The organism is Nostoc sp. (assembly GCF_036917235.1).
Taxonomy (GTDB): Bacteria; Cyanobacteriota; Cyanobacteriia; order Cyanobacteriales; family Nostocaceae; genus Nostoc.
This window is the reverse complement of sequence record NZ_JBALDU010000065.1, coordinates 117,124-132,298: the sequence shown is the minus strand read 5'-3', so window position 1 is coordinate 132,298 and position 15,175 is coordinate 117,124. Positions and strand designations below refer to the sequence as shown.

Genomic DNA, 15,175 nt, shown 5'->3' with positions numbered 1-15,175 from the left:
GTCGGAAGTGCCAATTCAAGTTGACTTTAAAAATCAAAGTAGATGTAGGGCAAACTGCCTTCAGGAGCTAATAACCAAACTGCGTAGAAACATAGAGGGACAAAGACAAGCTTAAGTGGCCAGCTCAACTCTAACTTCAGCATTCGGTTGAAGGCATAGACTACAGCCATAAGGATAGCTAAAGCTAGAAGTACGCAAGTAAGTTGGTATTGGTTCATATTTAAGGCTTCCACATAGACCTTTTCAGCAAACTGGGCGTCAGCCGGATAACCCCAAAGATGCCGAAATACCAAAGAAGAGTCTTGAAGATTAGGTAGACGGAACCAAATCCAAGAGGTAAAAACCATCAGTTGAGTTAAGAACCAAGCGACAAAGATCCCTAGAGGATTTTGCCAGAATTGTTCTAGTTTTTCAACGCGATCGCTCATACTATCTGTAAGTCGATGAACCACCAAAGCTAATCCGTGGAGTATGCCCCAAACGACATAACCCAAAGCAGCACCATGCCAAATACCAGCAATTAGCATCACAATAAATAAATTCCAGCAGGTACGGACTAAACCCCGACGGGAACCACCCAACGGAAAGTAGACATAGTTACGTAGCCAATCTCCCAGAGTCATGTGCCAGCGCCGCCAAAATTCGGAAATATTGGTGCTGAAATAAGGAAAGTCGAAATTTTCAGGTAGAACTAAACCGAAAAGCATAGCACTACCACGGGCAATATCTACGTAACCGTTGAAATCTAGATATAACTGCAAGCCATAAGCGAATGTAGCTAACCAGAGATCCGTACTACCGGCCCGTTGCAAATTACCAAAACATAAATCTACAAAAATTCCCAAGTGGTCTGCAAAAATACCTTTTTTGACTGCGCCTCTAGCAATCAACCACAGCGCTTCAGCAACTCTATTAGTACTAGGTAATTCTAGTGTATTAAATTGATTTGCTAAGTTGTGATAGCGCGTAATCGGCCCTGAAATCAGTTTGGCGAAGAATAATTTGTATGTAGCAAATTTAAGAAAATTATCAGTAGCAGGGGCACCGCGATAGACATCTATTAAATAAGCAATACATTCAAAGGTGAAAAATGAAATTCCCAAAGGTGCAATTAACTTAAAAGAGCTATCTGGTGAGTTTGTTTGGACATGAAAAACAAACTTGAATAAAGGGGTAAAATACTTAAAAGCTAATAGCAGTAAAACATTTAAAATTATACCCGCCCACAAAACCTTTAGACGGCGACGATTCCAATCAACTTGAGCAAATTGCCACTCCTCATTAGAAATTTGCCAGTCAAGAGAATGTTTTCCTGGTGATGTGTTGTTACCAATTTCCAGCCCTATGCGGAAATTAATAAACGTTAATGCTAATAGTAATGGTATGTATTGGATGTGCAAAGATGAATAGAAAACCAAACTGGCAATTAGCAGCGTCCACAATCGCAATTTATGTTGTGCTAAAGACCAGTAAATTCCTAACACACTCAATAAGAACAGCCCATAAAAAATTGATATAAAGTTCATTTTTTAGTCATTTGTCATTTGTCATTTGTCTCCCCATTCCGCACTCCCTACTTCCTACTTCACTGGCCAAGGAATCATCGGATCGTTAGCTAGCTTTTTCGAGACTTCGTATGCACCAAACCGATTGAGGTGGCTAGGATCGGAAAAGAAATCATTTACTTTTGGCCACTGTTGACTCAAATCACGATAAATAAAGTTGGGATTAGTAGCCAAACGCAACATATATTGCTGAAATTGTTGCTCATATTGTTTACGTACTGGATCTAAATAATCTGCCGTCAGAGGCATATTGACAAACACTAAGGAGATTTTCTGAGACTGGGTAAACTGAAGCACTTCTTGAAAAGCAGTATCTTGCTGTCCTTCTACTTGGAAGGATTTATAGTCGTTGTCATAATTTCCGGGAACTCTAGAATGTTTTTGATAGTATCTCGTGGGATTAAAACGAATAGACAAGGGTAGAAAGCCATCAAAGTCAACGGCTTGCTGGGAAATACTTTCATCTGAAGTACCGTCTGTCAACTGTTTTTGTGATCTAACTGTCTGATTATTACCAAATAAGAGCAGTTGTTTTTGCAGTAAACTTTTAATTTGGTCGCGGTTTTGATAGCTAGTAGAAACAGATGCTAGAGCCTGATTTAACGACTGATTGACGGCTTCATAAGTACTAATCTCCTGTTTTTCTTCGTTTGTCTTTTCTTCTCCCGAATTTACTGTATTTTCTGGCAAATCATTGCTATTTGCCGTTGTTGGTGTTTTTTGGAATGCTTGCTTATAACCAACGGATGTAGCAAGCGATTTAAAGGTAATATCCTCGCGTCCACCGTTGAAAGCACGCGCCCCATCTGCCCAGATGATTATTTTGGGTAGTTCTGATGGTTCTAGGACGTGACGAATCACAAAGTCTACAACTTGTGCCGTAGCACCGTTGATCCCGAAGTTAAACACGTCAAGATTTGGATAGCCTTGAGTTGCTAAAGCTTTAGAAAGTGCTGCGGGATCTACTCCTCTGAGGGCGCGGGAGGAGCCAATAATCAATACATCTGGGGGAGTACCAGTTCTAGCTAAACGCTGTTTATAGAGTGCTAGTTGCTCGTCTAACTGCCTGACATTAAAACTTGGCATCTGCGATCGCGCTGCTAAAAGAATAGCTGTTGCGGTTGCTTTTTCCTTCAGTGGTGCGGCTGCTAAATTATTTTTTGGGGTATCATCACTCTGGGTAAATTCCGAAGCATTAAATACAGAACTCTGATTTGGAGGAGATTTTGTCTTGGAAGTGCTGCTAAAAAATGTCGTTTTCTCAGTCTGATTTTTCCCAGATGTCAAAGATGCCTTTTGCTCGGAAGATGAAGATGGGAGGGTGGCACTAGCTACTTTTGGCGTGGGCGTATTAAATGCAATAATTCGACCCAATACCCAATCAGTTTGGAGGGTGAGCAATAATCCCAGTGTTCCCCAAACTAGAGCAATTTTAATTCCTTGAACATTGTGGTTAGGTTCCGCTGACTCGTTGCTTTCGGTAAATAGCTGGCTTTTCAACAGGAATTTTCTCGCAGTTGAACTCGCCGTTGCTATCCAATCTCGCGCTACTTCTGTTACAAAATTTTGAACTTCTTCTGTCGTTAAGTCTGGGCGCAAAATTGGCTCACTAGTCTCAGATGTTACTAAATCGTTGATGTATATAGAAGTAGCAGCAAATTCTGGGGTTGCTTCTGGTACTAAACGTTGGCGATGTTCAAGATCGACGCCATAATGCCAAAAAGGTTCTTTATTCCCAGCACGGCGACCGTAGATACGTACTCCTATAATACCGGAAATTTTTAACTGGCAGATAAACTGCGTAATTTTACTCGCTACTTGTTGTCGCTGTGGACAAACAGGTGCATCACACATAATGTGCAATAAACCATTTTTGTTCAGTATAAGTACGCGAATTCCACCTGTTAATAGTCGCCAATCCAGATCGGGATTGAGTAAGCGCTCTAGTAAAAATACCATCGCTGATTCATCACCAGTATTTGCCAAATCAAGTGGTGATATGGCAAAGGCGGGATAGTTCGCTGCGGGTAAAGCCAGCCAATCAATCCAAGTGGGTTCCTTGTCGCCTGCTTTTTGTCCGTATATAGTGGCGGCGAGAATGCCTTGAGGAGCGATCGCTTCTAGCTGCGGTAAAATCGCCTCTAAGCACACTGCTTTGTCTGGGATCGGGGCAGTTCCTAAAGGATCGAAAGCTGGGATACAAAAAATATGTAGCGTTGATTCTTTCAAAGAAACTTGGACACCAACTTTTAATCCTGATAGTACCTCAGTTAATAATCGAGCGATCGCTTGGATATCCCCCCAACGCGCCCACTCTTTGAGCATCATCTCTGGTGGCGTCAAATCTACCCGCAGCAGCCAATCAGGGGCAGTTTCGCCGCTCACCTGAGAAACAATTACGGCATCTTGGTAACCAGAAAGCTTCAGATAACGCAACTTCTGGGCTATGGGTTCCGCCAGCAATGATGCATCAGGGCTATAGCTCGACTGGCAAAATATCCACAGGCGATTTTCTTCTGGCTGAGAATTCTTGGGCTTATATAGCTTAATCTTTACCTGTACTGATACACCTAACGTACTCAGAGTTTCGCTCAGATATCGAGCGATCGCTTCTGGATTGCCTTGGCGTGCCAAACTTTCGTTAGAGACAATTAGTGCCCCACCCGGTTGTTTTGATTTTTCCGAGTCTGCTAGCAGCGCTTGTTGCACCTGATCGAGATGCTTATCTATTTGATTCAAGTGAACTCGATGGCACCATGAGGGGCGCTGTTCCCCTTTTCTGCGGCCATAGACAAATACTTGATATATTGAAGTTTGTTCGCTGCTTGTGAGGATATCTAAGTTTGTTTGCTGTAGTGCTTGCAGCAAATCAGACAAAGTACGCCAACGCTGCGGACATTCTGTACCTTCACAAAGAATATGAAGGTCATTTCCCCGCAACCGGACTTTCACTCCGAAAGTGTTGATCCCTGTTGCTTGGCTCACCCATTGCACTAAGGATTGCTGGCGATCTGGTAATACTGTTTTCATGCTCAGTTAACTTTACAGGAAGCGATGGTTGGGGGATAGTGCCTGCACTTGTAAACTAGAACCATAGGTCTATCACACTCTGACGTTTTTTTTTAACAATTTTGTTACCTTCGTAGCTCACAAAATCGGACAAGATAGTCTTGTATAGGTTGCAAGTCTGACTAATGTTGAGTTTTGCGTTTATTTTACTAATAGGGAGTCAGAAATCAGAAGTTAGGAGTTAGGGGTTAAAAGTTAGGAGACAGGAGTCAGGTTCTATATGACTGGTTGATAACTTTTCCTTGAAAGCCGGATTTGCGTCCCACTGCTCTAATGCCCCTGACGGGCGAAACAAACAATAAGCTTATCTCATTAAACTCCCTTCCTTTATCGTTGGAGTCATCTTAACTCCTAACTCCTGACTCATAACTCCTAACTTTTTCTTACTCATGCTTCCCATAACCAAAAATTAGCAATGCCTCCTACCAACCAACAGTCTTCACCTAAACCCGCATCCAATCTGGATTTATTTCCCATTCCTCAATCGTTCCTTTTACAAATAGGTACAGCGTCTATATTACTGCTGCTGATTACTGGAAAAACTACAGTAAGAGCACTAGAAGCAATAGGAGAAGCTAGTGAAGAATTATTTCGAGGCGATCGCCTACCCAATCTAGACTTCCCAGATGAACACGAAATCAATCAAGATGAGAAGATATACACCAAATAATTATTTGCTCAGGAACAACCCGGTGAGCATTAAGTGCAAAACCTAGAACCGTAAACAGTAATTAGCTTTACAAGAATAGAGAATATGGGTTCCCTTTTATACTCTTCGTCTCAAACTGCTGATATATACCCGGTGTCGGAATTATTTTTGCGCCATCGTCTCCAGGTAGTGGAAGAATTGTGGGAGTCAGTTCTCCGGCAAGAATGCGGTCAAAATATGGTGGACTTGTTGCGTCAGTTGCGCGATTTATGTTCGCCAGAAGGACAAGCAACAAATGACCAAGCATCTTCAGCCGTCAAATTAATTGAACAACTAAATATCAACGAAGCAATACGCGCGGCTCGTGCTTTCGCTCTGTATTTTCAGCTGATTAACATCATAGAGCAGGAATACGAACAACGGCAGCAATTGAGCCGTTATGAAGCAGAAACAGAGGAAATAGAGCCGGAAACACCGTCTAATGTTAACTATTCCTCCAATCAAAGAGAAGATGACGCGCCTGTTAGCAAGGGAATAGCAGCAGCCTTTCTCAAAAAGAATTATCTCGAAAAGGCGCAAGTCAAACCAAAAGGTACTTTTGCTGCCTTGTTTCCCTATTTATTCAAACTGAATGTACCACCCCAACAAATTCAACGTTTAATTGCACATCTGGATGTACGCTTAGTTTTTACAGCGCATCCGACGGAAATTGTTCGTCATACCATCCGAGATAAGCAGCGACAGGTGGTACAACTTTTGCAAAAACTGGATAACTTGGAAAATCACTCTGGGACTACGCCAGGAGCATATCCTTGGGAAGCAGTAGATGTCCGCGAACAATTGCTCGAAGAGATTCGCCTGTGGTGGCGTACAGACGAACTTCACCAGTTCAAACCCACAGTGCTAGATGAAGTAGATTATGCCCTGCACTACTTCCAAGAAGTTTTATTTGATGGCATTCCACAACTGTATAAACGTTTCAAACACACTCTATCCAATACCTTTCCTTGGCTTGAACCACCGAGTAAAAACTTTTGCTCTTTTGGCTCTTGGGTAGGCTCAGACAGAGATGGAAACCCATCAGTCACACCCGAAATCACCTGGAAAACAGCTTGCTATCAGCGCAAAATGGTGATTGGGAGATATATTCAGTCAGTGAAAAATCTGATTGAATTGTTGAGTGTGTCGATGCACTGGAGTGATGTTTTACCAGACTTATTGGAATCTCTAGAATTGGATCAGTCCCAGTTGAGTGAAGTTTACGACGCACTGGCACTGCGTTATCGACAAGAACCTTATCGGCTCAAGCTGGCTTACGTACTGAAACGGCTGGAAAATACTCGCGATCGCAATCTCGCTTTGTACAATCGGGAAACGCCAACAAATCAAGATAGCCCCCTATATCGTTCGGGTGCCGATTTTTTAGCAGAACTGCGAATGATTCAGCGCAACTTGACAGAAACAGGTTTAAGTTGTCGAGAATTAGAAAATCTCATCTGTCAGGTAGAAATTTTTGGCTTTAACTTGACACAGTTAGATATCCGCCAAGAATCATCCCGCCACGCCGACGCACTCAATGAGATCCTCGAATATCTGCAAATATTACCTCAACCTTACAACGAACTATCCGAGGAGCAAAGAGTTGCTTGGCTCACAGGAGAACTGCAAACCCGTCGGCCATTAATTCCGGCAGAATTGCCATTTTCGGAAAAAACCAACGATGTAATTGAAACCTTTCGCGTCGTGCGATCGCTCCAACAAGAATTTGGTCTCAACATCTGCCAAACTTACATTATCAGTATGTGCCGCGATGTGAGTGACGTACTAGAAGTACTACTGTTAGCCAAAGAAGCCAGACTTTTTGACCCCGCCATCGCCGTCGGAACCATTCAAGTAGTCCCCCTATTTGAGACAGTAGAAGATTTACAACGCTCCAGAAGCGTTATGCGGAAACTGTTTGAACTGCCGTTATATCGTGCTTTATTAGCTGGCGGCTACGAACAGACAAAAACAGAGAGTGTTGTGGATGAAAACTCATCCTCCCCTGCCTCCCCTGCTCCCCTGCTCCCCTGCTCCCCTGCTTCCTCCCCTCTCCCTGTGAACTTGCAAGAAGTAATGCTGGGGTATTCTGACAGCAACAAAGACTCTGGTTTTTTAAGCAGCAATTGGGAAATTCATAAAGCTCAAAAATCACTGCAACAAATAGCAGAAAACTATGATATAAGTTTGCGGATTTTTCACGGACGCGGCGGTTCTGTGGGACGAGGTGGTGGCCCAGCTTACGAAGCGATTTTGGCTCAACCAGGTCATAGTATCAATGGGCGAATCAAGATTACCGAACAAGGAGAAGTTTTAGCTTCCAAATATTCCTTGGTGGACTTGGCTTTGTACCACATGGAAACCATCACCACTGCTGTGATTCAAGCTAGTCTACTGCGAACAGGGTTTGATGATATTGAACCTTGGAATGAGATTATGGAAGAATTAGCAGCGCGATCGCGTCAACATTATCGTGCTTTAATCTACGAACAGCCTGATTTTGTTGATTTCTTCCACGAAGTAACTCCCATTGAAGAAATTAGCCAACTGCAAATTAGTTCCCGTCCCGCACGCCGTCCATCTGGTAAGAAAGATTTAAGCAGTCTGCGAGCTATTCCTTGGGTATTTAGCTGGACGCAAACTCGCTTTTTACTTCCTTCGTGGTATGGCGTTGGCACAGCATTACAAGAATTCCTGAACGCAGAACCAGAAGAACACTTGAAATTACTGCGCTACTTTTACGTTAAGTGGCCCTTCTTCAAGATGGTGATTTCTAAAGCCGAGATGACTTTGGCAAAAGTAGATATGCAAATGGCACACCACTACGTCCAAGAACTCTCAAAACCAGAAGATCAACTTCGTTTTGGCAAGGTTTTTGACCAAATTGCTAGCGAGTTCTATCTGACAAGGGATTTGGTGTTAAAAATCACCGATCACAATCGACTGTTAGATGGCGATCCGGTATTGCAACGATCTGTTCAGTTACGTAATGGGACAATTGTCCCCTTGGGATTTATCCAAGTTTCACTACTCAAGCGTCTACGGCAGTCCCAAAATACTGCTGCTACTTCTGGAGTCATTCATTCTCGTTACAGCAAAGGCGAGTTACTGCGAGGAGCATTGTTAACTATTAATGGTATTGCAGCCGGGATGAGAAATACAGGTTGATTGGGAATGTGGAAGAAGCACCTAGCCCTAGCGATTAGAAATTGCGGCTATACAAACGAACGCGAGTGCGTCTGGCAGAGAAGTCTGCCAACGCGAACGCGCACCACGCAAACTAACGCAAAATCAAGTCTTTTCAACCTGCGGAGGCAGTTTTTGTCTGTGTAGCCGCGACTTCTAGTGCAAGAGTGCAAGATATAAGTTGTCCTTTTCCCATTCTCAATGACAAATGACAAATGACAAAAAACAGAATTTTAATTTGCACTTTCTTGGCACTGTCATCAGGTTTTTTTGGCGCTTACACCAGTGGGCAAATCACCATGATGCTGCATAGCCAAAAGTGCCAAAACCAACCTTGGGGTTTAAAGGAGATGTGCAATGCTTGGATGACACCAGGAGCAATGTGGCAAGGCAGTACAACAGGACTTTGGACAGGCACTATCTTAGGGGCTTTTGTTGGTGGTGTGGTGACGCGACAAGCTCGTGATTAGTCGAACCTGAGTTTGAAGGTTGGCAGCTTTGGTGTCAGCAAGGCTGGTAAAATCTACCCATAGCGAAGAAGAGAAAATCACCATGCCTACCGAAACTAACCCAGCGAATCAAACTACTACAGGAGCTGATGCGATTGATGAAGCGATCGCACAGGGAATTGATTTTGATGGTTCTCCCATTCCCCCTGCCAAGCTAGAACTTTATGGTAAAGTTATGGCGCTAGAAGGCAATAGACAGCGCAGTGGTGTATCTAATACGATGCGATCGCGTATTGTGCGCATTGGTGCAAAACACATTCCCCAAGCAGAACTCGACCAATTACTCGTAGATGCTGGTTTCGCACCCCTAAAAGAGAAAGAAATTGCCTTTTTCTATAGTGGTAAATAAATAAAGTTAGGAGTTAGGAGTTCGTTGAAATAAGATACTTTAGCGATGTCTGGCGACAAACTCTGACACTCCTTCGCACAGTGTAATGCTGCTAATTTTCTACCCCCACGCGTCTGGGCTTAACACATCAATTTAATTCTTTACCTCACACATTTTACATTGCCATCGGTATTTTGGCTTCTTGATTCTTCTCCTAATCTTTTCAAAAAGTGTATCTTCAGCAAGATATTGTCAGCTTTGCCTTGTGTTTGAATTGGCAGATGGCTATATGTACTTGAGTAATAGCTGAAAGACTTGGAGAACACATGTCAGGAACTACGTCAAATTCAGAAATGCAATATCGAGTACTCGGTAGCACAGGAGAGAAAGTTTCCGCTATCGGATTGGGCGGTTGGCACATCGCCTTGAAGCATGTTGATGAGCAACTGGCTATCCGCATTGTGAGAACAGCCATCGATCGCGGCATCACCTTTATGGATAACAGTTGGGATTACAACGGTGGAGTCAGCGAAATTCGTATGGGCAAAGCGCTGCGCGATCGCTACCGCGATAAAGTATTTCTAATGACGAAAATCGATGGTCGTTCTAAAAAAGAAGCTGCAAAACAGTTAGACGAATCACTGAAACGCTTGCAAGTTGATTACATCGATCTTGTTCAGCATCACGAAATGATTCGATACGAAGATCCCCATCGAATTTTCGATCCAGAAGGGGCAAATGCTGCCTTCATTGAGGCGCGAAAAGCTGGAAAACTCCGATACATCGGCTTTACTGGGCACAAAGATCCCCATATTCATCTACATACGCTGGAAGTTGCAGCGGCTCACGGGTTTAAATTTGATACAGTGCAGATGCCGCTAAATGTCATGGATGCCCACTACCGGAGCTTTGCAAAGCTGGTTGTGCCAGAACTTGTGAAACAAAATATTGGCGTTTTGGGAATGAAAAGCTTGGCAAACGGTATTCTTTTACGGTCAAAAACTGTAACGCCAATTGAGTGTTTGCATTATGCTTTGAATCTGCCGACATCGGTTGTGATTACCGGAATTGACAGTATGGAAATTCTAGAGCAAGCCTTTGAAGCAGTGCGGACGTTCCAGCCAATGAATGACGAGCAAGTGCGATCGCTTTTAGCAAAAACGGCAGAAGCGGCATCACGCGGCGAGTTTGAGCCGTTCAAAACCTCATCAATCTTCGACAGTACTGCCCAAAATCCAGATTGGCTAGGAGAAGAACCACAGCGTATCCAGCAATTGATGTCAGCATAATGCTTTCTTAGTGTTGTCCGTGGAGGAACTTCACACATCGACTATGCTACCACACAGCTTGGGAGCCACCTATCATTGATAAATTCAAGTAGCAGTTCCATTAGTGTCGCCACTGGAAGTCACTGAGGGATTTCCAGTTGAAGAAGAATTCAGAAGTCAGGAGTCAGAATTCAGGAGCGGAGCCGGAGACGCTCCCGGTCAGAATCAAGACGCTCTCTACGTTCGCGCAGCGTGTCGTTCGCGGTAGCGTTGCGTAGCAAAGACAGACGCTGCGCGTAGCTTGCAACTCTTACAGAGTAAGCGGACTCGCTTGCCGCCGGCGCTATCCGCCAGTCATACAGAATACCCAACTGAATTCTGACTCCTGACTCCTGAATTCTGTTCGATAAAATTTTAGCGTATGATTACTATTGTCATGAGTGCTGCGACTTTCTTCCTACTTCAGTTTAATTAGTAATATTTAATACATTACTTCATCAACCATCAGCCATCCTATGCCTATCCATCAGCACAATTAATCACGGGATCGCTTGCTGGATTCTTCATGATTTGTTACAAAAGTACAAAGAACTTCTAGAGACCCAAAACCACATGTTCGGCGGACTTACTGGTTTACAAGATCCTAAAGGCACAGATTGGGGAGAGCGGATGCTCAACACAGTCGCCAGCCAAACGATTCGCCACCTGTTTACTCAAAGCGAGTCAGTAGAAGTCTTTGTGCGCTGCTACCCCTCCAGCAAGCTCTTGCAAGGCAGCATTGATAGCTTCAAAATGAGCGGTCGTGGCTTGGTGATTCGGAAAGATTTCGCGGTTGAGGAGATGTCGTTTGAAACTGATGCGGTCGCCATTGACTTCGGCTCGGTTTTAAGTGGCAAACTTAGCCTTAAGCAGCCTACTCAAGCGATCGCTCAAGTAATCTTATCAGAAGCAGGGATAAACCAAGCCTTTAATGCGGAACTGGTGAAAAAGCGCCTGCTTAACCTCACCGTACCATCACTGACAGAATTATCTGGCGGTGAACCGGTCTCCTTTACAGATGTCCAGATACAGCTATTGCCAGAAAATCGCTTACAGCTTGTAGCAAAAGCAGATTTAAATAATGGCGAACTCGTACCCCTGAGCATGATTTTAACTGTAGGTATTGAAAGACGGCGGCGAGTTTCTTTCAAAGATCCGAAAATTCAACTTGACCAAGTGCCAGAAGCACAACGGGAAATCTCGCAAACCTTGAGCGTAGCGCTGGTAGAAATTTTAGATAATATGGTCGATTTGGATCGTTTTGACCTTGATGGAGTCAAAATGCGTCTCAACCGATTAGAAACTGAAGGTCAAAAAATTATTTTCAGTGGATATGCTGAAATTGAACGTATTCCACATAGCGCTTAATGCAAGATTACACGCAAAAAGTTAATCTAAAATGAAACTTTAAGAGTGTTCCAAAAAATAAATGATCCAAAATCCGTCATTGCTTCGCTTCGCTCTCTACGAGACGCTACGCGAACGCAATGACAATTTAGCATTTTTTTACTTGGAGTACTCTAAACAAATTAAATACCGCCTAGATGATTCTAGGCGGTAGTTTAAATCTTTAGGTTTTGAAAGGAGTTAGGAGTTGTTAATTATAGATTGTAATTAATTTTTATTTGTCACTCCTAACCCCTAACTTTCTATCTTCCCACACCTACATATTGAAACCCAGCGCGTATCATTGCTTCGGGGTCGAGGAAGTTACGACCATCGATGATAACGGGGTGGGCCATCAGTTTCGCCATCTTCACATAATCCAGAGTGCTGAACTGCTGCCATTCGGTGACGAGTACTAAAGCATCACAGCCATCAGCTAGTCTTTCAGCATCGGTTTCTACTAACACCCCAGAAAGACCATGACGCATACCTGTTTGGGAAATAATGGGGTCGTAGGCTTTGACTTTGGCTCCCAGTCGGTTTAGCTGCTCAATTAGGATGAGTGCTGGGGCGTCTCGCAAGTCGTCGGTATCTGGCTTGAAGGTCAGTCCGAGTAGTCCGACTGTTTTGCCTTTGAGAATTTTCAGAACTTGTTGGAGTTTTTCCAAAGCAATCAACCGCTGACGTTCGTTGACACTGACAGCAGATTTCAATAGCTGGGCTTCATAACCATAGTCATCAGCAGTGTGAATCAGAGCTGAGACATCTTTGGGAAAACAAGAACCACCCCAACCAATACCAGCTTGTAAAAACTTGTTACCAATCCGTGAATCTAGACCGATACCTTTGGCTACTTGGGTGACATCAGCACCAACGCGATCGCAAATATTAGCAACTTCGTTAATAAAACTAATCTTAGTGGCTAAAAAGGCATTCGCAGCATATTTGATCATCTCCGCCGAACTCAGGTCTGTTGCCAGAATTGGCACTGGGGGTAAAGATTGATCTTCAGCGTACTTGCGTTCTACAATTGGGGCATACAATTGTTGCATTAAGGCTACTGCTCTTTGGCTATTGCCTCCTAGTACGATGCGATCGGGGTTAAAGGTGTCGTGAACTGCCGAACCTTCGCGCAAAAACTCTGGATTGCTGACTACATCAAACTCGGCTACAAATTCAGATAATTTCTCATCACTTGGCACTCCACCTGCGGGTATCAGTGTCTTCTGCCGCTCTGCAACACCATCTAGAACAAGCATCCGCACCCAGTCACCTGAGCCAATGGGGACTGTAGATTTATTCACTATGACTTTATAACCACCGTTGAGATTTTCTCCAATCCCACGGGCTACAGCTTCGACGTAACGAGTATCACTTTCACCAGTGGGTAAAGGTGGCGTTCCCACTGCAATAAACAGAATTTCTCCGTGGGAAACTCCAGCAGCAAGATCGCTAGTAAAATGAATCTTCTCTGTTTGAATGGCAGACTGCATAATTTCTGAGAGTCCCGGCTCAAAAATTGGAGACTGCCCAGACTTCATTAACTTAACTTTTTCTTCATTGTTGTCTACGCAAATTACATCATGCCCAATATGAGCCAAGCAAGCACCTGTAACTAAACCAACGTAACCAGTACCAATAACGCAAACACGCATTTATTTAACTCCTCACTTATTTGGGCTTAATCTTCAAAAAGAAGTTCTCAATTTTACACTTACACATTTGGGAAAACTCAGCAACTAAATATACTAGCTACTGATGGATTAGCCTGCATGAAAATTTAGAGCGGCGCTAGACGTAACTCAGGTGGTTGAATTATTGAGATCGCTTTGAATGCGATCGCGAAAATCTTCTATTGTTAGTTTTAAACCCTCTTCCAGAGGAATGGTAGGTTCCCAATTTAACCAAGTTTTTGCCTTTGTGATATCTGGCTGGCGACGTCGGGGATCGTCCGAAGGTAGTGCCTCGAATTTAATCTGCGCGTCTGGATTGATCATATTTTGCACTGTTTGTGCCAATTGTAAAATCGTGTATTCACCAGGATTGCCTAGGTTCATTGGGCCAATGTAGTCGCTATTCATTAGGCGGATGAATCCTTCTACCAAATCCGAAACGTAGCAGAAACTACGAGTTTGTGAACCATCCCCGTACACGGTTAAAGGATTACCCTGCAAGGCTTGAACTATAAAGTTGCTCACCACCCGACCATCATTTTCTAACATTCTCGGCCCGTAGGTGTTGAATATCCGCACAACTCGAATATCAACTTTATTTTGCCTGTAGTAATCAAATGCTAGAGTCTCAGCAATTCTTTTACCTTCGTCATAGCATGAACGTATTCCAATGGGATTGACGCTACCTCTGTACTCTTCAGTTTGGGGATGAACTTCTGGATCTCCGTATACTTCACTAGTAGAAGCTAAGAAAAACCTTGCTTTCACACGTTTAGCTAGCCCCAACATATTCAGTGTTCCCATCACGTTAGTTTTAACAGTTTTAACTGGGTTGTACTGGTAATGTACTGGTGAAGCAGGACAAGCTAAATGATAAATTTGATCCACTTCTAACCGAATTGGTTCGGTAATATCGTGGCGGATCAATTCAAAGTACGGATGGCCTAACCATTTCAAAATGTTGCGTTTATGACCGGTGTAAAAATTATCCAAGCATATTATTTCATGCCCAGCAGCCATTAGTCGGTCGATGAGATGGGAACCAATAAACCCAGCACCGCCCGTAACCAAAATTCTCATAGTTTCCCAGTTACTTACAAATATTTTCAGTAGCTATTGCACTTACTTTTAGATTACCCAGCTTGGGTACAAAAATACAAAACAAAAAAAAGAACAAGGCTCAATCAAAAATTGTTGTTGAACTTACTTATTTTTTCACAGTTGTAGTTTTGTTATATTTTTACCTGTTTTCTTAAGAATTCAATTAGCAAAATAACAAAAATTGTTTAAAAATTGTTTGTTGTTCAGCCGATCTTTATCAAATCTTCAAAAATATAAAGTATTTTTACGGTTATTACGTTTTTAATTGGATACCAAAAATTAGTCGAGATCGGGTTGACACTCGCGCTACAAATATATGCAAATAATACAGATGTAAATCCCTACAGCCGATTCATTTATTGC

10 protein-coding genes are annotated in these 15,175 nt (G+C 43.1%); 6 read left to right on the top strand and 4 right to left on the bottom strand.

Going from position 1 to position 15,175, the window contains the following annotated elements:
* Positions 1–26 precede the first annotated feature (26 nt).
* A complete protein-coding gene (locus V7K44_RS19245) occupies positions 27–1,526 on the bottom strand; it encodes an MBOAT family O-acyltransferase (protein ID WP_334933503.1) in 1,500 nt (499 codons plus the stop codon).
* A gap of 54 nt (positions 1,527–1,580) precedes the next feature.
* Positions 1,581–4,595 (bottom strand): DUF1574 family protein, encoded by a 3,015-nt coding sequence (locus tag V7K44_RS19240; RefSeq protein ID WP_334933502.1) that lies wholly within the window; start codon positions 4,593–4,595, stop codon positions 1,581–1,583.
* A 454-nt stretch (positions 4,596–5,049) separates the two neighbouring features.
* Between V7K44_RS19240 and V7K44_RS19235 the strand changes: the two genes are divergently transcribed.
* The 6 genes from V7K44_RS19235 to V7K44_RS19210 all read left to right on the top strand — a co-directional run bounded on the left by V7K44_RS19235 (position 5,050) and on the right by V7K44_RS19210 (position 12,020).
* Positions 5,050–5,304, top strand: a complete 255-nt coding sequence (locus tag V7K44_RS19235; protein ID WP_289798942.1) for a hypothetical protein — start codon at positions 5,050–5,052, stop codon at positions 5,302–5,304.
* An 84-nt stretch (positions 5,305–5,388) separates the two neighbouring features.
* On the top strand, positions 5,389–8,490 hold the full coding sequence (locus V7K44_RS19230; protein ID WP_334933501.1) for a phosphoenolpyruvate carboxylase: 3,102 nt from the start codon (positions 5,389–5,391) through the stop codon (positions 8,488–8,490).
* A gap of 233 nt (positions 8,491–8,723) precedes the next feature.
* A complete protein-coding gene (locus V7K44_RS19225; protein WP_292853389.1) occupies positions 8,724–8,978 on the top strand; it encodes a hypothetical protein in 255 nt (84 codons plus the stop codon).
* 82 nt (positions 8,979–9,060) lie between these two features.
* Positions 9,061–9,366 (top strand): small RNA NsiR4-regulated ssr1528 family protein, encoded by a 306-nt coding sequence (locus V7K44_RS19220; protein ID WP_334933518.1) that lies wholly within the window; start codon positions 9,061–9,063, stop codon positions 9,364–9,366.
* 305 nt (positions 9,367–9,671) lie between these two features.
* Complete coding sequence (locus V7K44_RS19215) at positions 9,672–10,634, top strand: aldo/keto reductase (protein ID WP_334933500.1); 963 nt, start codon at positions 9,672–9,674, stop codon at positions 10,632–10,634.
* A 591-nt stretch (positions 10,635–11,225) separates the two neighbouring features.
* Entirely contained in the window at positions 11,226–12,020 is a 795-nt protein-coding gene (locus V7K44_RS19210) for an LmeA family phospholipid-binding protein (protein WP_292735359.1), read from the top strand.
* Between the two features lie 281 nt (positions 12,021–12,301).
* Here the strand turns inward: V7K44_RS19210 and V7K44_RS19205 are convergent, their stop codons facing one another.
* The gene (locus V7K44_RS19205) at positions 12,302–13,693 is read right to left on the bottom strand and encodes a UDP-glucose dehydrogenase family protein (RefSeq protein ID WP_334933499.1); all 1,392 of its coding nucleotides are present in this window, start codon (positions 13,691–13,693) and stop codon (positions 12,302–12,304) included.
* Between the two features lie 147 nt (positions 13,694–13,840).
* Positions 13,841–14,791, bottom strand: coding sequence for a UDP-glucuronic acid decarboxylase family protein (locus tag V7K44_RS19200; protein WP_334933498.1), 951 nt, complete (start codon positions 14,789–14,791; stop codon positions 13,841–13,843).
* Positions 14,792–15,175 lie beyond the last annotated feature (384 nt).

Excerpts from the sequence above, each read along its gene's own strand:
- V7K44_RS19205 (WP_334933499.1), bottom strand. The coding sequence starts at position 13,693 with ATGCGTGTTTGCGTTATTGGTACTGGTTACGTTGGTTTAGTTACAGGT.
- V7K44_RS19200 (WP_334933498.1), bottom strand. The coding sequence starts at position 14,791 with ATGAGAATTTTGGTTACGGGCGGTGCTGGGTTTATTGGTTCCCATCTC.
- V7K44_RS19245 (WP_334933503.1), bottom strand. The coding sequence starts at position 1,526 with ATGAACTTTATATCAATTTTTTATGGGCTGTTCTTATTGAGTGTGTTA.
- V7K44_RS19210 (WP_292735359.1), top strand. The coding sequence starts at position 11,226 with ATGTTCGGCGGACTTACTGGTTTACAAGATCCTAAAGGCACAGATTGG.
- V7K44_RS19220 (WP_334933518.1), top strand. The coding sequence starts at position 9,061 with ATGCCTACCGAAACTAACCCAGCGAATCAAACTACTACAGGAGCTGAT.
- V7K44_RS19240 (WP_334933502.1), bottom strand. The coding sequence starts at position 4,595 with ATGAAAACAGTATTACCAGATCGCCAGCAATCCTTAGTGCAATGGGTG.
- V7K44_RS19230 (WP_334933501.1), top strand. The coding sequence starts at position 5,389 with ATGGGTTCCCTTTTATACTCTTCGTCTCAAACTGCTGATATATACCCG.
- V7K44_RS19215 (WP_334933500.1), top strand. The coding sequence starts at position 9,672 with ATGTCAGGAACTACGTCAAATTCAGAAATGCAATATCGAGTACTCGGT.
- V7K44_RS19225 (WP_292853389.1), top strand. The coding sequence starts at position 8,724 with ATGACAAAAAACAGAATTTTAATTTGCACTTTCTTGGCACTGTCATCA.
- V7K44_RS19235 (WP_289798942.1), top strand. The coding sequence starts at position 5,050 with ATGCCTCCTACCAACCAACAGTCTTCACCTAAACCCGCATCCAATCTG.